Genomic DNA, 19392 nt, shown 5'->3' on the forward strand with positions numbered 1-19392 from the left:
TTGAACGGCTTTTGTATTTTTTGGGCTGCCTTCAGTATTCAACCAAACCTTAGCTACGTGACCTTGCGGAGTGATGCCGCATCAGAGGAAAAACGACGTCCGAGGTTCAACGCGCGGCCGGCGTGTTCGGCGCCGAGCAGGCTGAAGAGCCCAAGGCCGATCTCAAGGAGTTGCACGCCAAGATTGGCCAGCAAGCATTGGAGTTAGATTTTTTGGCAGGCGCGCTCGGCAAGGCCGGAGTGCTGAGCGCAAAGAGATGATCAAGCCGGATCACGAACTGAGCATCTAGCGCCAAGCCGAGTAGCTGAACATCGCCAGGGGCAGCGCCTACTACGTGCCTCGAACGGCGTCAGCGGCCGATCAAGCGCTGATGCGGCGCATTAATGGGCTGCACTTGGAGCACCCGTTCGCGGGCGCCCGGATGCTACGCGACATGCTGCAACGGGAAGGCTTCAAAGTCGGCCGCAGGCATGTGGTCACGCTGATGGACAAGATGGGCATCCAGGCGCTGTACCGCAAGCCCAACACGAGCAAGAAGCACCTCGGCCATACGGTGTATCCATACCTGCTGCGAGGCAAGAAGATCGAGCGGGCCAACGAGGTCTGGGCGATGGACATCACTTACATCCCGATGGCCCGGGGCTGGGTCTACCTGGCGGCGGTGGTGGACTGGGCCAGCCGGCGCGTGCTCGCGCACCGCGTCTCGATCAGCATGGACACGGCGTTCTGCCTGGACGCACTCGAAGAGGCGTTTGCGCGGCACGGCAAGCCCGAGATCTTCAACACCGACCAGGGCAGCCAGTTCACCAGCGTGGCCTTCACCGACGTGCTGAAGAACCGCGGCGTGGCCATCAGCATGGATGGCCGCGGGGCCTGGCGGGACAAAGTCTTCGTCGAGCGGCTGTGGCGCACGATCAAGTACGAGGAGGACTACCTGCAAGCGTACGAGTCGGTCAGCGATGCGCGACAGCGGATCGGGCGCTTCATCGAGTTCTACAACACGCGCCGACCTCATTCCTCGCTTGGCAAGAAAACCCCGGATGACTTTTACTTCGCGTCGCTGCCGGCGATTCAACAGGCAGCTTGAGCGGACCGGCTCCACTTATCGATCAGCGATTTGTGTTCAAACAAACGGATCCACCTCTGATTCGTACGAACCACCAGTGAATGACAATCGGTAGGCCTTACTTGGGTGCAATAGGGGTGGTCAGATAGAGCGTGTAGGTGTCGGCCAGCAGCTTGGACAGGCCCTCGGCCGTGGCGGCGCGGTCTTTGTCGCTGATGCCGATATTGATGCTGCTGGGGGTGGCAGTGGATTTGCTGGTCTTCTTGGCCATGAGGACTCCTGAAAAAGTGGACGCAGTGCTGCGAGCAGAGAGAGTGCGATCACTATAGACCGACATGCGCTCGACACCTGCCGCTTGCACAATGGTGCGCTGGAACGATGCCGCCATGATGACCAATCAATTTCTTTTGCAACTCTTCGAGCGCCGCGGAGCGCTGGCCTACGACGGCGAGCCGGTGACGCAGCTTCAGCATGCCTGGCAATGCGCGCGTTTGGCGCGTCAGGCCGGGGCCACCGAGGCCCTGCAGTTGGCGGCTTGGCTGCATGATGTCGGCCATTTGATGACCGATTTGGAAGGCTCGCCGACCGAGCGCGGCATCGACGATGCGCACGAGGAACTGGCCGCCCGTGTTTTGCTGCCCTTGTTTGGCCCGGCGGTGGCCGAGCCGGTGCGCCTGCATGTGCCGGCCAAGCGTTATCTGGTGAGCCAAAAGCCTGGCTATGCCGAGAGCTTGTCAGCCGACTCGGTGCGCAGCTTGGCTTTGCAAGGCGGCCCGATGACGGACGAGGAATGCGCGCAATTTGCGGCGCTGCCGGCTGCGCGCGAGGCCCAGCGCTTGCGCGTCTGGGACGATCTAGCCAAGGACGGCGAGCTGTCCTGGCCGGCCAGCGAGCAGGTCTTGGCCGAGTTGGAGCTGTTGATGGCTCGCTGCCGTTTGGAAGCCGCCAGCGAGCGGGGCTGAAGCAGCCCTCAGAACACGTTGTGATGCATCCATTGGCTCAGGTCTTGGGCCAGCAAGGCGCTGCCGGACCCGGTGATCAAGAGGCCAAGGGCCAGCTGCCAGCGGGGCTTGTGGAGGCTCTGTATTTGCGTTGTTTGCATGGTGCGAGGTCTTTCTTCAGACTGATCAACAAGGCCTGAGCGCGGTGGTCCAGCCACCGGCCCAGGCCAGCTTCAAACTCAGGCGAGATCGAAGCGGTCCAGATTCATCACCTTGGTCCAGGCGGCGACGAAGTCGGCCACGAACTTGGCCTCACTGTCGGCACTGCCGTAGACCTCGGCAATGGCGCGCAGCTGCGAGTTGGAGCCGAACACCAGGTCGGCCCGCGTTGCCGTGCCGCGCAGGGCGCCGGTCTTGCGGTCGCGGCCTTCGAAGAGCTCTTGTTCGCGGTCCACGGCCTTCCAGGCCGTGCCCATGTCCAGCAGCTTGACGAAGAAGTCCGCGCTCAGGGTCTGCGGCCGCTCGGTCCAGACACCGTGCTGGGAGTCATCGGCATTGATGTCCAAGACCCGCAGGCCGCCCACCAGCACCGTCATCTCCGGCGCGCTCAGCGTCAGCAGCTGGGCTTTGTCGACCAGCAAGGCCTCGGTGGCCACGGTGTAGCGCCCTTTGCGATAGTTGCGGAAGCCATCGGCAATCGGCTCCAGCACGGCGAAGGAGGCCACATCGGTCTGCGCTTGCGAGGCGTCGGTGCGGCCCGGTGTGAAGGGCACGGCGATGCGGTGACCGGCCTTGTGCGCCGCCATCTCCACACCCACGCCACCGGCCAAGACGATCAAGTCCGCCAGCGACAGCGCCTTGGCCGGTTGCTGCGCCTTGAAGCTGGCTTGGATCTGCTCCAGCTTTTGCAAGACCTCGGCCAGCTGGGCCGGGCGATTCACCGCCCAGTCTTTTTGCGGGGCCAGGCGGATGCGGGCGCCGTTGGCGCCGCCGCGCTTGTCCGAGCCGCGGAAGGTCGAGGCCGAGGCCCAGGCGGTGGACACCATCTGCGACACCGTCAAGCCGCTGGCTTGAATTTGCGCCTTCAAGGCGGCGATGTCTTGCGCATCGATGGGCGTGCCGCTGGCGGCCGGCAAGGGGTCTTGCCACAGCAGTTCTTCGGCCGGCACTTCGGGGCCGAGGTAGCGGGCGCGCGGGCCCATATCGCGGTGCGTCAGCTTGAACCAGGCGCGTGCAAAGGCGTCGGCGAATTGCTCCGGGTGGGCCAGGAAGCGGCGAGAGATCGCTTCATAAGCCGGGTCCATGCGCAGCGACAAGTCGGTGGTCAACATGGTCGGCAGCTGGCGCTTGGCGGCGTCAAATGCGTCGGGGATGGTGGCCTGCGCGTTCTTGGCCACCCACTGGTGGGCGCCGGCCGGGCTCTTGCTCAACTCCCATTCATAGCCGAACAGGTTCTCGAAGAAGTTATTGCTCCATTGCGTGGGGGTGCTGGTCCAGGTGACTTCCAGGCCGCTGGTGATGGCGTCGGCGCCCTTGCCGCTGCGGAAGCTGCTGGTCCAGCCCAGGCCTTGCTCCTCGATGCTGGCGCCTTCGGGTTCTACGCCCACATGCTTGGCGTCGCCAGCACCATGGGTCTTGCCGAAGCTGTGGCCGCCGGCAATCAGGGCGACGGTTTCTTCGTCGTCCATGGCCATGCGGGCAAAGGTCTCGCGGATGTCGCGGGCGGCGGCGATCGGGTCCGGGTTGCCGTTCGGGCCCTCCGGGTTCACATAGATCAGGCCCATTTGCACGGCGGCCAGTGGGTTCTCCAGCTCGCGGGTGCCCGGTTCCTTGCTGTAGCGCTGGTCGTCCAGCCATTTCTTCTCGGCGCCCCAGTTCACGTCTTCCTCGGGCTCCCAGACATCGGCGCGGCCGCCGGCAAAGCCAAAGGTCTTGAAGCCCATGTCTTCCAGCGCGACATTGCCGGCCAGAATCATCAAATCGGCCCAGGAAATGGCACGGCCGTACTTTTGCTTGATGGGCCAGAGCAGGCGGCGGGCTTTGTCCAGATTGCCGTTATCGGGCCAGCTGTTCAGCGGCGCAAAGCGCTGCTGACCGGTGCCGGCGCCGCCACGGCCGTCGCCGGTGCGGTAGGTGCCGGCGCTGTGCCAGGCCATGCGCACAAAGAGCGGGCCGTAGTGGCCAAAGTCGGCCGGCCACCAGTCTTCCGAGTCGGTCATCAGGGCGCGCAGATCGGCTTTCAGCGCCGCGTAGTCCAGGCTCTTGAAAGCCTTGGCGTAGTCGAAATCCGGGTCCATTGGGTCGGACAGCTGGGAATGCTGATGCAAGACCTTGAGATTGAGCTGGTTCGGCCACCAGTCGCGGTTGCTGGTGCTGTCGCCTTTGCTGAGGCCGCTGCCGGCGGCGTGGTGGAAGGGGCACTTGGCTTCGTTGGACATGATTCGCTCTCTCCTGAGGTGGGTGGCTGGCTGGGATGGAAGGACTTTAGATTTGTTCTATCAATAATGCCAATTAAATAGTTTTAATGATTGAATAGTCAAAAGCTTGGGCCCGCAGGCCTAGACGCACAATCCCCCGGTTCTGCAAGCACGGCGTTGCCGGTGCAGGCGGCAAGCTCCCCATCACTTTTCAGAGCCCGAACCATGCGCTGGAGTCCTTTTCTGTTTCGTTGGCACCGCTGGCTGGGCTACCTCGTGGCCTTGCAGGTGCTGGCCTGGATCGTCGGCGGGCTCTTGTTCTCTTGGATGCCTTTTCAGGCCTGGGTCAAGGGCGGCGATGTCTTGAACAAGCCGCATCAAGTCTGGCCCAGTCAGTGGGCCCAAAGCTTGCCGGCCATGCCCAGCGACAAGGGCCATTTGCTGGGCATGCAAAGCGTGGCCACGGCCCACGGGCCGGCCTTGAAACTGCACTTTGCAGAAGGCGATTGGCTGCTGGGCGCCGACGGAAAGGCGCTGCCGCTCGCGGACACCGCCGCCATCGAGGCTTTTGCCCGGTCGCTTTACAAGGGCGAGGGGGCCTTGAGCGGCGTCAGCCGGATCGAGCAAGTGCCGACTCGCTTGGGCTTGGTGCATGAGCTGGGCGAGAAGCGAGACCTCTGGCTAGCCCAGTTCGATGATCGCTTCAAAACCCGCTTTTACTTCGACGGCCGCAGCGGCGAGTTTCTGACCGTGCGCAACGAAGCCTGGGTGCTGTACGACTTCTTCTGGCGCTTGCACCTGATGGATTACCGCGGCGGAGAAGACTTCAACAACAGCCTGCTGCGCGCCGCCGCGGCCGCAGCCCTGCTCTTGGTCGCCAGCGGACTGGCACTCAGTGCCTTGGCTTTGCGTCGAGCCTGGCGGCGGCCAAGTCGCTAGGGGTTTTGAAGGGTCTTGCTGAGCGCTTTTGACCAGGCGCAAGGCCGCAGCGCTATCGGCTGCATTGAGGCATGTAGACTGAATCCCATCGTCGATCCTGCTGTTTCTTGGGTAAACCATGCAACCAGAGCTTTGCGCTTGAAATCCTTCCTTCAAAGCTTGCTGAATGGCTGGCGTTTGCGGCCCCTCAGTTTGAAGATTGGCCATCGCTTGGCCCTCAGCTATGGCGCGGTGATTCTCTTGCTGGTGCTGACCATGGCGACGGCTGTCTTTCAGCTCAAGACCCTGAGTGAGACCACCGGAGAGGCGCTGAACGACCGCTACCCCAAGACCCTGCTGGTGAACCAGCTGACGCAGGAGTTGGGCCTGATTGCGCGCGCTATGCGCAACGCGCTGATCTTGGCCGAAGACGAGCAGGTCGCGGAGCAAGTGCGCGATATCTCTGCGGCAAAGGAGCGGATGGCGCAGACCTTGGTCGAGCTCAAGCAAAGTGTCCGCGAGCCGGTGGCGCTGGACTTGATGGACAAGATCCGCGTGGTGCATTCGGCCTATGTCATCAACCAGGACGACTTCATCCAACTGATCGGCAGCCAGCGCATGGGCGAGGCGCGCAACCTGCTGGTGGTGGATCTGCACGGCTACCAAAACACCTATTTCGAACTGTTGGAGCAGCTCCGGCGCTTTCAAAGCGAACGCATGGTGACGGCCAGTCAAGAAGTGGAACGCGCCTACATCAGCTCGCGCAATTGGATACTTTCAATTGCCGCCTTGGCGCTTGTGCTCAGCGTGCTGGTGACGGTCTCGATCACGCGCTCCTTGCTGGCCAAGTTGGGCGGTGAACCGGAGTACGCGGCCGAAATCGCCCGCAGCATCGCCGCTGGCAATTTGCGTGTGGACGTGGCGGTGCATCACAGCGATGCGAGCAGCCTGCTCTATGCGATGAAGTTGATGCGTGGCAAGCTGATCGAACGAGATGAAGCGGTGCAGCAAGCCAATGCGGAACTGGTCCAGTTGATTGAGACCCTGCGCCTGACCCAGAGCGAACTGGTGGCGCAGGAAAAGCTGGCGGCATTGGGCGCCTTGGTGGCGGGCATCGCCCATGAGCTGAATACGCCGATTGGCAACAGCTTGTTGGCCGCCAGCACCATCGTCGATAAAACCAGCAACTTCGAACGCAACGGTTTGCAGAGCCTGACGCGCAGCGGCTTGGTGCGCTACCTGAACGAGGTGGAAACCGCAGGCGATATCTTGCTGCGTAATCTGTCGCGTGCATCGGAACTGATCGTTAGCTTCAAGCAACTGGCGGTTGATCGCCAGAACGCGCAAAAGCGGCGCTTTGCGCTGGCTGATGTGGTCAACGAGGTTTGTTTGACGCTGCAGCCCTCCTTGAAAGCCGGCGCTTTTCAGCTGGAGCAGCAGATTCCTCCTGAAATCCGGATGCTCAGCTACCCCGGCCCCTTGGGTCAGGTGCTCAGCAATTTGATCAATAACGCCATTCGCCATGGCTTTGAAGATCGCGATGAAGGCCTGATCCGCATCTCCGCTTCAATGAAAGACGCCGGTCACCTTGAACTGACGGTGCAGGACAACGGGCGGGGGATTGATCCGGCACATCTGCACCGTGTGTTTGAACCCTTTTTCACGACCCGGCTGGGCAGTGGCGGTTCCGGCCTTGGGCTGCATATCGCCTTCAATATCGTCACCAGTGTTTTGGCCGGCAAGATCCGCGTCGACAGCGCGCCCGGCCAGGGTTGTACCGTCACCCTCTTGCTGCCGCTGGAGACGATAGACAGCTGAGGACGGCTGGGCCAAGATGTGCATGTCTGAACGGGATTGAGCCTCGGGATATCGTCTCAGACCAAGACCGCCATGAAGCGAGAAATCAAGGGGACGCTGATGGACGAACGCAAACTTCAGGAACAAAAACCGCAGACCATTCGCCGTGGCTTAGTGCTGGCGCCCTTGGCCGGTGTCGCCTTGGGGGCTTTGGGTCTGCAATCCGCGCAGGCCGCGGCGCCGCAAGTGGTGTACCTGACGCCGGGTTTGGATCTGCCTTTTTGGCGCACCCTGGGTCAGGGCGTCCAGCAGTTTGTGGAAGCCCGGGGGCATGGCTTTCAGGTCATGGACAGCCGCAATAGCGACGCCCTGCAGTTGCAAAACGCACAGGCTGCGCTGGCGAGAGGTGTGGCGGGTTTGGTGATCTCGCCCACCAGCAGCAAGTCGGCTGTCGATGTGCTGGACCTGGCCAGCAAGGCGAGGGTGCCGGTGGTGGTGGCCGATATCGGCACCAATGGCGGTGACTATGTTTCCTATGTCAAATCAGACAACTACAAGGGCGCTTACGGCGTGGGTGAGGCCGTAGCGCTGGCCATGAAGGAGCGCGGCTGGCAGGGCGAGCCCTATGCCATGTGCACGATTGCCTTGGACCGAAAAAACGGCCAAGACCGCACCAACGGCTTTCGAGATGCGATGCGCGATGCCGGCTTCGGCAAGGAACTGGCGCTGCGGCAGATGAAGACCTACAGCACCGAAGAGACCTATGGCTTCGTTAAAGACTTGCTGACTCAGCACCCCAAGCTGCGGGGCCTGTTTGTCGAGGTCGATCAGCCCACGCTCGGTGCTTTGCAGGCGATTCGTGAATTGAAGCGCTCCAGCGATTTGCTGCTGGGGTCCTTCGATGGCATTCCCGAGTTTGTCGACCTGCTCCGGCGCAAGTCCTTGGTCGCGGTGGGCATGCAGCAGCCCTTGCTGATGGGCAGCCAAGCCGCCGAGGCCTTGCTTGCCAGCCGCAATGCAGCGTCGCCGCCGGCCAAACAGATTTTGGTGCCGGTCTTGATCGCCACCAGCCAGAACATCGACCAGTGGCTGCCCGTGGCCAAGAAAACGGTCTTTGGCGCGGATGTCAAATAGACACAGCTTGCCGGCCTGAGGCGGTGCCGCGCGCCAACTCCAAGCCCAGCAGCGCGCGCTTGGTCGCCGGGCCCCAGCGGTACTCACCGAACTCGGCATTGGCGCGAATCACCCGGTGGCAGGGAATCAAATAGGCGATGGGGTTGGCCGCCACGCAGCTGGCCACCGCCCGTACCGCCTTCGGTGCGCCGGCCAGATGGGCCAGCTGGGTATAGGACAAGACCTGACCCTCGGGTACCGCCATCAAGGCCTGCCAAACCTTCAGGCGCAGCGGCGTGCCGGCCAGCGCCAGGCCAATCGGCCGACTCGGGCCCAGGCCACTGATGCGCCGCTGCACCTCCAAGGTGATGGGCGCCAGTTCCTGGGTGGCTTCGCGCCATTCGGCCTGCGGCAGGGTGGCAGCGGCCTCGGCCATTGGCTGCGCGGGCCCGTCACTGAACACCAGCGAGTGCACGCCACGCTCGCTGGCGGCCAGCCAGATCGGCCCCAGCAAGGTGTCGGCGCAGGCCCAGCGCAGCGTCAGACCAGCACCACCGTTTTTGAAGTCACCCGGCGTCATGCTGTCCAAGCCTATGAACAGGTCATGCAGGCGCGACGGTCCAGACAAACCCGCTGCCAGCGCCGCCTCCATCACCGAATCGGCCTGTGCCAAGCTTTGCTTGGCGCGTTGCAGGGCCAGCGCCTGGCTGAACTCCTTGGGCGTCACGCCGGCCATGCTGACGAAGCTGCGCTGGAAGTGAAACAGGCTCTGTCCGGCCTCGTCGGCCAGCGCTTGCAAGGGCGGCGCCTGCTCGGCCGCGGCGAGCCGCTCAATGGCGGCGCGAATGCGTTGATAGCGCTCTTTCATTGCGGCGCTACCTGCTGGCATGGCCGGCGCCGCAGAGCGGACGTTCTATCGGCATGGGCTTGAAGATCAAACTGACCGAGGTGCATGGCAAGGGGCTGAAGCTGCGGATGGGCGCATTGTCAAATTGCGCTGCCGCTCTGCCCACCCGGTTCTTGCGCCGCCCCCCCATCCGCCCGCAGTGGCGCCTGCAGGGGCAGGTTCACCACAAAGCAGGCGCCCGGCCCCGACTTGGGCTCCAGCGTCAGGCTGCCGCCTAGCAGTGAGCTCACGATGTTGTGGCTGATCGACAGGCCCAAGCCGCTGCCGCCTTGGCCGAACTTGGTCGTGAAAAAGGGCTCGAAGATGCGCTTGGCGTGGGCCGGGCTGATGCCGAGTCCATCGTCCACGAAGCGAAGCTCAACGCGGCCGTCCTTCAGCAGCTGGGCGCTCAAATGCATCTGGCCGCCCCGTCGTTCCCCGAAGCCGTGCAGCATGGCGTTGTTGATCAGATTGCTCAAGACTTGGCCAAAGGGGCCGGGAAAGCTGTTCATCAAGATGCCGGCCGGGATGTCCAGCGTGATCTGGTGTCCCTGCTTGCGGATGCTGGCGCGCAGCGTGGCGACGAGCTGCTCGCACATGCCGGCCAGATCAAAGTCGCGGCGCTGCTCCACCGTTTGGTCCACCGCCACTTGCTTGAAGCTGGTGATCAGGCGTGCGGCAGTTTCCAGCCCTTGCATGATCAGCCGCGCCATCGAGCGTGCCTCGTCAAAGAAGGCCTCCAACTCGCTGCGACGCAAGGCCTTGGCAACGGCGGCGCGCTCCACCTCGGCGGTTCTTTGCTCCAGCGTGCTGGCCATCAGCAGGCTATTGCCCAGCGGTGTATTCAGTTCATGCGCAATGCCGGCCACCAGCGCGCCCAGGGCGGCCAGCTTCTCTTGGGCAATCAGCTGGCTTTGCGCCTGCTGCAGGCGCTGGTAGGCGTTGGCGTTGTCCAGCGCGATGGCGGTGTAGGCATTCAGGGTGCGAAAAATCATCCGCTCATGTTCGCCGTAAGCATCGGCCAGCGGCGACTGCACCGTCACCACGCCGAGCAGACGATCCCCAATCAACAGTGGCGCAAACAGCGCGCTGAGGGTGCGCATGGTGCCGGGGATCTGGCTGGGGTCGCTGCCGTCGGCCGCGAGTTGTACCGACAGTTCGCTGCGTTCGAGCGCGCAGCGCACCGCGTTCGAAGCGGGATCGTTCAGCGCAATATGGTCGGGCGGCAGGCGCACGCCATCCTCTAGGCCGAACACCGAGCTCAGGCCCTGGCCCTCGGTGTCGAGCAGATAGATTTCGAAAGAGCGGGCATCCAGCAAGGAGGGGATGTGCTGGCTGAGCGCTGAGAAGATCGAGTTCAGGTCGAGTTGGCGGGTCAGCTCCTGGCCGATCAGGCCGAGTTTCTCCAGCGTGTCGCTATTGCGCTGCATCAGCTGGGCCTTTTGCCGCTCGGCTTCGGCCAGCTGGCCCAGGTAGTCGGCCTGGGCGCGCGCACTCTCGCTCAAATTGCGCAACTGAATCGAGGCCAGGCGCTTGTCCGCCTCACGCCCCAGCGTCTGGGCGCGTGAATTGGCCGCCAGCTGGCTGGCCTCAAAGGCCTCCCGGTAGCGCCCTGCATCGGCATAGGCCATAGCCAAGGCATTCAGCAGATCGGCGCCGTCTTGGTAGCCGGCGATCGACTTGGCGCGCTCGCGGGCGCGTTCCAGGTATTGCAGGGCCAGGCTTTGCCGATCGGTCGGCTGGCGCTGCGCGATGCGCGCCAGCAGCAGGCCCAGTTCCACCTCCAGTTCACCCGCCCCGCGCGAAACCGCCAACTGCAAGGCCTGCTGCGCAAAACGCTCGGCCTCTTCCAATTGATCCAGTTGCAACAAGGCCTGAGCTTGGCCGCGCAGCGCAATCATTTGCAGATCGGCAAAACCCTCAAGCGCTTGCAGGCGCGCAAAAAAATCGATGGCCTCTTGCGCCTGCGCTTGATCGAGCGCCAAACGCCCCAAATAGCTCAGACCCATGGCGTAGTTGCGCGACTGGGGCAGGTCGGCAAAACTTTGCAGCGCCTCGGTCAGTTGCTGCTGGGCCAAATCCAGCCGTCCGAGCCGGCGCAGCGTCTCGCCCAACTGAATCTGGCAGATGCCTGTGCTGTGCCGCCAGCCCTGTCCACGCGCCAGATCCAGGGCGCGTTCGGTCCACTCCAGCGCCGCTTCCGGGGCGTTCAATTCATTGAAGGAATTGCCCAGATTGACCTGGGCGGTGATGGCCTCACGAACATGCCCTGCGTCGATGAGCGGCTCAATCAGGGTCGAAAAGCGCTGGATCGCTTCGCTCAGTTTGCTGGCGCGCATGGTCCGATACGCACCGTAGAGCGCGATCAGCGGCCGCGACGCGGGCGCGAGCGAGGCGCTGATGTGCTCGAAACGGTCGCCCCATCGGGCTTCCGCGGCGTAGCGGTCCGTCAAGCCGGCGTAACGGGCCTGGCTGCATTCCAGCAGCCATTGCCGATCCAGGTCACCGGCCCGGACCGCCAGCTCAATGCCATGACCAAGCAAGTCGCGGCAACGGACCATATCGCCGCCGACGGTAGTCAATAGCGCTGAAACCCAGCAGGCATCGGCGGCCGAAATCCAGTCGCCTGCCTCCTCGGCTTGTTGAAGAATCATCGCGGCCAGGGCCTCATCTTGAGCCGCTTCGCCGCGCAGTCGGCGGACTTCAATGCCGGTCAGTTGCAGGCGCCAACGCAGCGAAGCAAGCAGCTCGGGCGGCAGGGCCGCGCAGACCGCGGGGCTCAGCGCTTGTTCGACCTGCTGGGCCAGGGCGAGGGCGCGGCCACAGTCGCGTTCGCGCAAAAGCCAGGCCAGCCGCGTTTGCGCTGGAAGGCGCTGCGGCGAGGGCAGGCTGGCGACTTCCTCCTCCAGGGCCTCGACCTCGGCGTTCAAGGCGAACAAGGCCGGTGCCTGTTTCATGACAGGCGCTTCACCCCGGTCAGCTCACAGCCATAGACCGCATTGCGCAGCGCCGCGATGGCCTCGTAGCGGGTAAAGGTCTTGCGCCAGGCCAGCACCACCCGGCGGCTCGGCGCCGGCGCTTTGAAGGGGACGAAGCGCAGATGCGGCAAGGCCTCCTTGGGTACGCTCAGCGCCGGCACCACGGTAACGCCCATGCCGGAGGCGACCATGTGCTTGATGGTTTCGAGTGAGCTGCCCTCGAAGCTTTTGCGTATGCCCTCGGCATCGCTGCTGAAACGGGCGAATTCGGGGCAGACCTCCAGCACCTGGTCACGGAAGCAGTGACCAGCGCCCAGCAGCAGCATGGTTTCTTGCTTCAGTTCTTCGGCGCTGACCGCATCGCGGGTGGCGAAGGGGTGGGAGGCGGGCACGGCAATCATGAAGTCCTCGTCGTAGAGCGGGGCCACGGCCAGACCGCTGTCGGGGAAGGGCTCGGCCATGATGGCACAGTCCAACTCGCCGACGCGCAGCATTTCCAGCAATTTGACGGTGAAGTTTTCCTGCAGCATCAAGGGCATCTGCGGGTAATGCTCGATCACACCCTTGACCAGGGCGGGCAATAAATAGGGGCCGATGGTGTAGATGATGCCCAGCCGCAGCGGGCCGGCCAGCGGGTCCTTGCCGCGCTTGGCGATCTCCTTGATGGCGTTGGCTTGTTCGATCACCGATTGCGCCTGGCGCACGATTTCTTCGCCCAGCGGTGTGACGCTGATTTCATTGGCGCCGCGTTCGAAAATCTTCAGGTCCAGCTCTTCTTCCAGCTTCTTGATCGCCACGCTCAAGGTGGGCTGCGAAACATGGCAGGCTTCGGCCGCACGGCCAAAGTGCCGCTCACGGGCCGCGGCGACGATATAGCGCAACTCGGTCAGGGTCATGCGTACTCCTCCAGAGCCCACATTGTGCTTGGCATTGGTTTGCCCACCCTAGAGCAAACCCGGGGAGGGCCGGCTACACTGCGGCCAAATTGGAGGGCAGCCTGGTTCTGATCCCTCGGCCAAAGACTTGATGAGAGAGGTGTCACCATGACCGAGCGTAAACCGATGAGCCTGCAGCGCCTGCTGGACATGCATGCCAGCGGCGACAAGATCGCCATGCTGACTTGCTATGACGCCGCTTTCGCCAGCGTGCTGGATGAGGCCGGCGTCGATGTGATGCTGGTCGGTGATTCGCTGGGCAATGTCTTGCAAGGCCAAAGCAGCACCGTGCCGGTGACGCTGGAAGAGATGGTTTATCACACGCGCTGTGTGGCGCGGGGCCGCAAGAGTGCTTGGATCATCGGCGACCTGCCCTTTGACAGTTACCAGGCCTCGACCGCGGAAGCCTGGAAGAGCGCGGCCGCGCTGGTCAAGGCCGGTGCCCATATGGTCAAGCTTGAGGGCGGCGGCTGGACGGCGCCCGTGGTTCGCTTCTTGGTTGAGCGCGGGATTCCGGTCTGCGCTCACCTGGGCCTGACGCCGCAGACCGTCACCATGCTGGGCGGCTACAAGGTGCAGGGCCGCGAAGACGCGGCCGCCGCGCTGATGAAACAACAAGCGCAAGAGTTGGTGGCCGCCGGGGCGCAGATGCTGGTGCTGGAAATGGTGCCGTCTGCGCTGGCGGCCGAGCTGACGCAGACGCTGGGCATTCCGGTCATCGGCATCGGTGCTGGCGTCGGTTGCTCGGGCCAGGTGCTGGTACTGCACGATATGTTGGATGTGACGCCGGGCCGCCGCCCGCGCTTCGTCAAGAATTTCATGCAAAGCGCTTCCTCGGTGCAAGATGCGGTGCGCCGCTATGTCGGCGAGGTGAAGGCGCAAACCTTCCCGCAGAACGAACTCCACGGTTATTGAGCGAGCTTCTCGTCGAGCCCAGCTCAGGCGCCGCGAACAGACCCCTTCTATGCAAGTCATCCACACCATCTCCGAGCTGCGCCAAGCCTTGGTCGGCCAAAGTCAACGCGCATTTGTGCCCACCATGGGCAGCTTGCATGACGGCCATCTGGCCTTGGTGCGCCAGGGGCGTGTTGCGGTGGGCGAGGGCGGTGCGGTCATCGCCAGCATCTTCGTCAACCGTTTGCAGTTCGCGCCGCACGAGGACTTTGACCGTTATCCCCGCACGCTGGAGCGCGATGCCGGTTTGTTGGCCGGTGCTGGTTGTGACTATGTGTTTGCGCCTTCTGAGGGCGAGCTCTATCCCGAGACCCAGGGCTACAAGCTGCACCCACCCTCGGAGCTGTCCGATATTTTGGAAGGCCATTTCCGCCCCGGCTTTTTCATTGGCGTCTGCACGGTGGTGGCCAAGCTGTTCAATATCGTCCAGCCTTCCATTGCCTTGTTCGGCAAGAAGGACTATCAACAGCTGATGGTGCTGCGCCGCATGGTGGCGCAGATGGCGCTGCCGATCGAGATCATTGCCGGTGAAACGCAGCGCAGCGCCGAAGGCCTGGCGCTGTCTTCGCGCAATGCTTATTTGAGCGAGGCCGAGCGAACCGAGGCGCTGCGCCTGAGTCAGACGCTGAAGGCGCTGATTGCCCGCTGGCATGCCGGTGAGCGCGATCTGGCCAAGATGGAGGCCGAGGCGATCCAACATCTGCGCGCGCATGGCTGGCAGCCCGACTATGTGACGCTGCGGCGCCAGCATGACCTGGGCGCCGCCGTCGAAGGTCAGCCCTTGGTGGCGCTGGCCGCGGCCAAGCTGGGTGCGACGCGCTTGATCGACAACCTCGAGGCTTAGCCGACTGCGTCAGCAGTGGCCTGCCCCGCGTGGCCGTCGATGGCTTATGCGGGCGGCCAGGCCTCTTCAGAAGCGGAGATACTTCGCTGCGCTCTTGAGCGCCCCAACAACGATCCCCGCGACCCTTTGGGTCATTTTTTCAGTTTGCTAGCGAAAACCATGTTCAAGACCACGATTCGTCCTTTGTTTGTCGGCGCCGCATTTGGCGCCCTGGCCCTGTTGACCGCATGCGGCGGTGGCGGCTCGGATGGAGGCACGGTGTCGCCGACAACGCCGAAGCCCAATCCAGTCCCGGTGGCGCCCACGACGACCTGCAGCGCTGCGGGTCTTGCCGCGGCCAAGGCCAGTCCTATGCCCGCGGTCGTCTGCATCTTGACCAGCAAGGGCGAAATCGTCGTTGAGCTTGAAAGCGTCAAGGCGCCGATCACCGTGGCCAATTTCCTGGCCTATGTGAAGAGCAACTATTACAGCGACACCATCTTCCACCGTGTGGTGCCGGGCTTTGTGGCTCAAGGCGGGGGCTTTATCAGCGGAGGAACGGCCAAGCCCGGTACTCAGGCCGCCATCGTGCTGGAAAACCAGAACGGCTTGTCCAATGTGCGCGGCACCATCGCCATGGCCCGCCTCGCGTCGCCAGACACCGCCACCAGCCAGTTCTATTTCAATACCGTCGACAACAAGGGGCTCGACTACAACGCAGCGGTGTCCGGCAAGAATGGCTACGCGGTGTTCGGCCGCATCATTTCGGGCCTGACCGTGATTGACGCCATCAATGCCGAGCCGCAGTTGTTCAACGGTGCCGATATGACGGCCACCGAGGTGCTGACCTACTGGGCGCAGCAAGTGAAGTAAAGCGGAAGCGAGCCAAGTGGCCGAGGCGGCGCAAGTGCCGCGGACGGCCACAAGGTAACAGCTTGTGAGCGCCGTCATCGGCGCTTCGATGGAGCGCGTTGAGCAGACACTGTTTCAGGAGTCAGCTCAATGCGCTCTTTTGTTTTGCGTGCGGCCGCGGCCGCCATGGTGGTGTTGTTGGCGGCTTGCGGCGGCGGCAGCGGTGATGAGGGCTACCGCCCGGGGCCGCAATTGCCGACGCCCAACCCGAACCCTTACCCCAACACCCTGAGTTGCAGCAACGAAGGCTTGGCCAAGTCGGCCCTGAGCAAGCTGCCCACGGTGTGCATGCTGACCAGCAGCGGCGAAATCGTCTTCGAGCTGTACTCGGACACGGTGCCCAATACGGTCAACAACTTCCTGCGCTATGTGGCAGACGGTGCTTACAAGAACACCTTGTTCCACCGCGTCGACCGCGACTTCATCATCCAGGGCGGCGGCTACACCAGCGGCATGGTGGAGCGCTACCCCAGCTATGCGCCGATTCCGCTGGAGTCGCGCGAGTACAACCTGCCGGGCACCATCGCCATGGCGCGCCGCAGCGACCCCAACAGTGCCACCAATCAGTTCTTCATCAATGTGAAGGACAACCCCAGCCTCGACTACCAATCGGCCGACAAGCCCGGCTATGCGGTCTTTGGCCGCGTCATCTCCGGCATGGCCACGGTGGAGGCCATCAACGCAGTGCCGGTCTATGCCTACAGCGATGTGGACCTGCGGCCGCGCCAAGAGGTACTGATTTACTGGGTGCAGCGGCTGAAGTGAAGGCATGTTGAGACTTCTTTGACCTGCGGCAAGGCGGGCGAGGGCGGTACTTTTTAGACTGGCGGGTTGTTTGTCACCGCCCGCCCGACCATGTCTTTGCACAAGTCCCCCGAACTGCTCTTGCCCGCCGGCGATCTCGATCGCATGCGTGCCGCCTTCGACTTTGGCGCGGATGCGGTCTATGCCGGCCAGCCGCGCTACTCGCTGCGCGCCCGCAACAACGACTTCAAGCTTGAGAACCTCAAGACCGGCATTGCCGAGGCGCATGCGCGCGGCAAGAAGTTCCTGGTCGCCAGCAACATCCTGCCGCACAACGGCAAGCTGAAGAACTATCTGGCCGATATGGAGCCGGTGGTGGCGATGAAGCCTGATGCCCTCATCATGGCCGACCCCGGCCTGATCATGATGGTGCGCGAGCGCTGGCCCGAGTTGCCCATCCACCTTTCGGTGCAGGCCAACACGGTCAATTACGCGGGGGTGAAGTTCTGGCAGAAGCAGGGCTTGAAGCGCGTCATCCTCTCGCGTGAGCTGAGCCTGGACGAGGTGGCACAGATCCGCCAGGAGTGCCCGGACATGGAGCTCGAAGTCTTCGTCCACGGCGCGCTGTGCATCGCCTACTCGGGCCGCTGCCTGCTGTCGGGCTACTTCAACCACCGCGACGCCAACCAGGGCACCTGCACCAATGCCTGCCGCTGGGATTACAAATTAGGCGATTCCTTTGAGGACGAAGCCGGCCAGGCTCAAGCCATCCAGTTCGACTTCCACAAGGCGGTGCAGCAGGCCGATCAAGACTTTGCTGCCGCTGGCGGCACGCCGCGCCACCCACTGGCCGATCGCACCTATCTGATCGAAGAATCGCAGCGCCCCGGTGAGTTGATGCCCATCCAGGAGGATGAGCATGGCACTTACATCATGAACTCCAAGGACCTGCGCGCGGTGGAGCATGTGCAGCGCCTGGTCGAGATTGGCGTCGATTCGTTGAAGATCGAGGGCCGCACCAAGAGCCGCTACTACGTCTCGCGCGCCGCACAGGTGTATCGCCGCGCCATCGACGACGCCGTGGCCGGTCGGCCCTTCGACCCGACCCTGCTGGGCGAGCTGGATGGCCTCTCCAACCGCGGCTACACCAGCGGCTTTTACCAGCGCCATCGCAGCCAGGACCTGCAGAATTACCTCGACGGACACTCCAAGGCCAGGCGCAGCCAGTTTGTTGGCGAAGTGGGCGCGGTGGCGGCCGACGGTTGGGCCGAGATCGAGGTCAAGAACCGCTTTGCCATTGGTGACCGCCTGGAGATCATCCACCCCAGCGGCAACCGAGAAATCACGCTGCAGGCCTTGCGCGGCCGCGAGGGCGAGCCGGTGCAGGCGGCCGCCGGCAATGGCGTCAAGGTCAGCTTGCAGCTGCCGGCTGAACTGCAGGGTGCCTTGATCGCGCGCTTGTTGGACGAAGCCGAAGCCTGAATTCAGAAGCAGGCTCCCCCCAGTGAGTGGGGTGGGCGCCGCATAAACCTAAGCGCCATAATCAGCGTATGGGGTGCGCCACACATCGTCTAACGCTTTGCTGGGCCCGGCTCGCTTGGGCCGCAGGTGGCTTTGCCGCCCTGGCTCTGCTGCTGAGCGCTTGCGGCGGCGGAGGGGCAGGTGGTGCGGGGCCTGGCGCTGCCGCCAACGCGGCCTCCAGCCCTACACCGCCTACACCGCCTACACCGCCGGCCTCGGCCGCCTCCAGCCCCGTGCCGCCCAGCCCGCCGGCCAGCAGCCCTGTCCTCAGCGCCAAGGCTTTGCTGGGGGAGAAGATCTTTCACGACGCGGGCCTCAGCGGCTCGGGGCGCCTGTCCTGCGCCAGCTGCCATGACCCCGCCTTCTTCCATGGCCCGTCCAACAGCCTGCCGGTGCAAAAGGGTGGGAGGCTGAACAATGAGTTCGGCTTGCGTGCTGCGCCTTCCTTGCGTTATTTGGAGCGCCTCGGCGCTTTCTCTGGCACGACGAACACCCCCGTTGCAGATTTGCGTGGCGGCTTGATGGCCGATGGTCGCGCCGACGACCTGGCGGCGCAGGCGCTGCTGCCTTGGTTCAACCCGCGTGAGATGGACAACGGCACGCCCGCCGATCTGGCCCGCAAACTGCGAGGGGCCAGCTACGCGGCCGAGTTCGCGCGCGTCTTCGTGCCCGCGGCCGGTGCTGATGCGCCCGATGACGCCGCCCTGGTGGCACAGGCCAGCCAAGCCCTGCAGAGCTTCCAACTGGAGGATGCACGCTTCCACCCCTATGACGCCAAGTTCGACTGGGTGCAGCAGGGCCGGGCTCAGTTCACTGCGCCCGAGGCACGCGGCCTGGCCGTCTTCAATGACCCCAAGCGCGGCAACTGCGCGGCCTGCCATCCCTCAACGAGTGCCGACGGCCGCCCGCCAGTCTTCACCACCTTTGGCTATGCCGCCTTGGGTGTGCCGCGCAACACCAAGATCCCTGCCAATGCGGATGCTGCCGTCTTTGATCTTGGCCTGTGCCAGTCGCCGCGCCCTGAGCTCAAAGATCGGCAGGACAGTTGCGGCTTCTTCCGCATCCCGACCTTGCGCAACACCGTGCAAAGGCCGGTGTTCTTCCATAACGGCCAGTTCAGCAACCTGGAAACGGTTTTGCTCTTCTATCAGCTGCGCGATGCGAATTCGGCTTTTTTCTACCCCAGTGTGGCCAACCGGGTGCAGCTCTATGACGACCTGCCGGCAGCCCTGCGCGGCAATGTCAATCGTGACGCACCCTTCAGCGCGCGGCCTTTGACGAACGAAGCCGAGCAGGCCGATCTGTTGTGCTTTTTGCGCACGCTCACCGATGGCTACAGCGCGGGTTCGCCCACGACTTCAGGCTGTTCTTGAGCTGCCTTTGGATC

The 19392-nt window shown here is 63.5% G+C and carries 15 protein-coding genes and 2 pseudogenes; 11 read left to right on the forward strand and 6 right to left on the reverse strand.

The window, feature by feature from the left end:
• Nucleotides 1-104: 104 nt before the first annotated feature.
• Nucleotides 105-1087 (forward strand): annotated as a pseudogene (locus WG899_RS04405) (IS3 family transposase); the annotation flags it as partial.
• Between the two features lie 115 nt (nt 1088-1202).
• Here the strand turns inward: WG899_RS04405 and WG899_RS04410 are convergent.
• Nucleotides 1203-1337: pseudogene (locus tag WG899_RS04410) on the reverse strand (DNA starvation/stationary phase protection protein); the annotation flags it as partial.
• 115 nt (nt 1338-1452) lie between these two features.
• On the opposite strand from WG899_RS04410, the gene WG899_RS04415 reads away from it, so the two are divergent.
• Nucleotides 1453-2028: a phosphonate degradation HD-domain oxygenase gene (locus WG899_RS04415; protein ID WP_339594409.1), complete on the forward strand. Its 576-nt coding sequence runs from the start codon at nt 1453-1455 to the stop codon at nt 2026-2028.
• 8 nt (nt 2029-2036) lie between these two features.
• On the opposite strand, the gene WG899_RS04420 is transcribed toward WG899_RS04415, so the two are convergent.
• Both WG899_RS04420 and katG read right to left on the reverse strand, forming a co-directional pair.
• Nucleotides 2037-2168, reverse strand: coding sequence for a hypothetical protein (locus WG899_RS04420; RefSeq protein ID WP_339594410.1), 132 nt, complete (start codon nt 2166-2168; stop codon nt 2037-2039).
• Nucleotides 2169-2246: 78 nt separating this feature from the next.
• Complete coding sequence (katG, locus tag WG899_RS04425) at nt 2247-4445, reverse strand: catalase/peroxidase HPI (RefSeq protein ID WP_339594411.1); 2199 nt, start codon at nt 4443-4445, stop codon at nt 2247-2249.
• Nucleotides 4446-4649: 204 nt separating this feature from the next.
• On the opposite strand from katG, the gene WG899_RS04430 reads away from it, so the two are divergent.
• The 3 genes from WG899_RS04430 to WG899_RS04440 all read left to right on the forward strand — a co-directional run bounded on the left by WG899_RS04430 (nt 4650) and on the right by WG899_RS04440 (nt 8273).
• Nucleotides 4650-5363 (forward strand): hypothetical protein, encoded by a 714-nt coding sequence (locus tag WG899_RS04430; RefSeq protein WP_339594412.1) that lies wholly within the window; start codon nt 4650-4652, stop codon nt 5361-5363.
• A gap of 138 nt (nt 5364-5501) precedes the next feature.
• On the forward strand, nt 5502-7160 hold the full coding sequence (locus WG899_RS04435; RefSeq protein ID WP_339594413.1) for an ATP-binding protein: 1659 nt from the start codon (nt 5502-5504) through the stop codon (nt 7158-7160).
• Nucleotides 7161-7232: 72 nt separating this feature from the next.
• A complete protein-coding gene (locus WG899_RS04440) occupies nt 7233-8273 on the forward strand; it encodes a substrate-binding domain-containing protein (protein WP_339594414.1) in 1041 nt (346 codons plus the stop codon).
• On the opposite strand, the gene WG899_RS04445 is transcribed toward WG899_RS04440, so the two are convergent.
• The 3 genes from WG899_RS04445 to WG899_RS04455 form a co-directional block, all read right to left on the reverse strand.
• Nucleotides 8266-9120 (reverse strand): methylated-DNA--[protein]-cysteine S-methyltransferase, encoded by an 855-nt coding sequence (locus WG899_RS04445; RefSeq protein WP_339594415.1) that lies wholly within the window; start codon nt 9118-9120, stop codon nt 8266-8268. The two genes, WG899_RS04440 and WG899_RS04445, sit on opposite strands and share 8 nt — an antisense overlap.
• A gap of 119 nt (nt 9121-9239) precedes the next feature.
• The gene (locus tag WG899_RS04450; RefSeq protein ID WP_339594416.1) at nt 9240-12095 is read right to left on the reverse strand and encodes an ATP-binding protein; all 2856 of its coding nucleotides are present in this window, start codon (nt 12093-12095) and stop codon (nt 9240-9242) included.
• Complete coding sequence (locus WG899_RS04455) at nt 12092-13012, reverse strand: hydrogen peroxide-inducible genes activator (RefSeq protein WP_339594417.1); 921 nt, start codon at nt 13010-13012, stop codon at nt 12092-12094. Before WG899_RS04455 ends, WG899_RS04450 begins: the two co-directional genes overlap by 4 nt.
• Nucleotides 13013-13159: 147 nt before the next feature.
• On the opposite strand from WG899_RS04455, the gene panB reads away from it, so the two are divergent.
• The 6 genes from panB (at nt 13160) to WG899_RS04485 (ending at nt 19378) form a co-directional block, all read left to right on the forward strand.
• Nucleotides 13160-13966, forward strand: a complete 807-nt coding sequence (panB, locus tag WG899_RS04460; protein ID WP_339594418.1) for a 3-methyl-2-oxobutanoate hydroxymethyltransferase — start codon at nt 13160-13162, stop codon at nt 13964-13966.
• Nucleotides 13967-14015: 49 nt separating this feature from the next.
• On the forward strand, nt 14016-14849 hold the full coding sequence (gene panC / locus WG899_RS04465; protein WP_339594419.1) for a pantoate--beta-alanine ligase: 834 nt from the start codon (nt 14016-14018) through the stop codon (nt 14847-14849).
• 159 nt (nt 14850-15008) lie between these two features.
• A complete protein-coding gene (locus WG899_RS04470) occupies nt 15009-15701 on the forward strand; it encodes a peptidylprolyl isomerase (protein ID WP_339594420.1) in 693 nt (230 codons plus the stop codon).
• 129 nt (nt 15702-15830) lie between these two features.
• Complete coding sequence (locus WG899_RS04475) at nt 15831-16505, forward strand: peptidylprolyl isomerase (RefSeq protein ID WP_339594421.1); 675 nt, start codon at nt 15831-15833, stop codon at nt 16503-16505.
• 90 nt (nt 16506-16595) lie between these two features.
• Nucleotides 16596-17966 (forward strand): prephenate-dependent tRNA uridine(34) hydroxylase TrhP, encoded by a 1371-nt coding sequence (gene trhP / locus WG899_RS04480; protein ID WP_339594422.1) that lies wholly within the window; start codon nt 16596-16598, stop codon nt 17964-17966.
• A gap of 68 nt (nt 17967-18034) precedes the next feature.
• Entirely contained in the window at nt 18035-19378 is a 1344-nt protein-coding gene (locus WG899_RS04485) for a cytochrome-c peroxidase (protein ID WP_339594423.1), read from the forward strand.
• Nucleotides 19379-19392 lie beyond the last annotated feature (14 nt).

The sequence above is a fragment of the Paucibacter hankyongi genome, assembly GCF_037482915.1.
GTDB lineage: Bacteria > Pseudomonadota > Gammaproteobacteria > Burkholderiales > Burkholderiaceae_C > Paucibacter_A > Paucibacter_A hankyongi.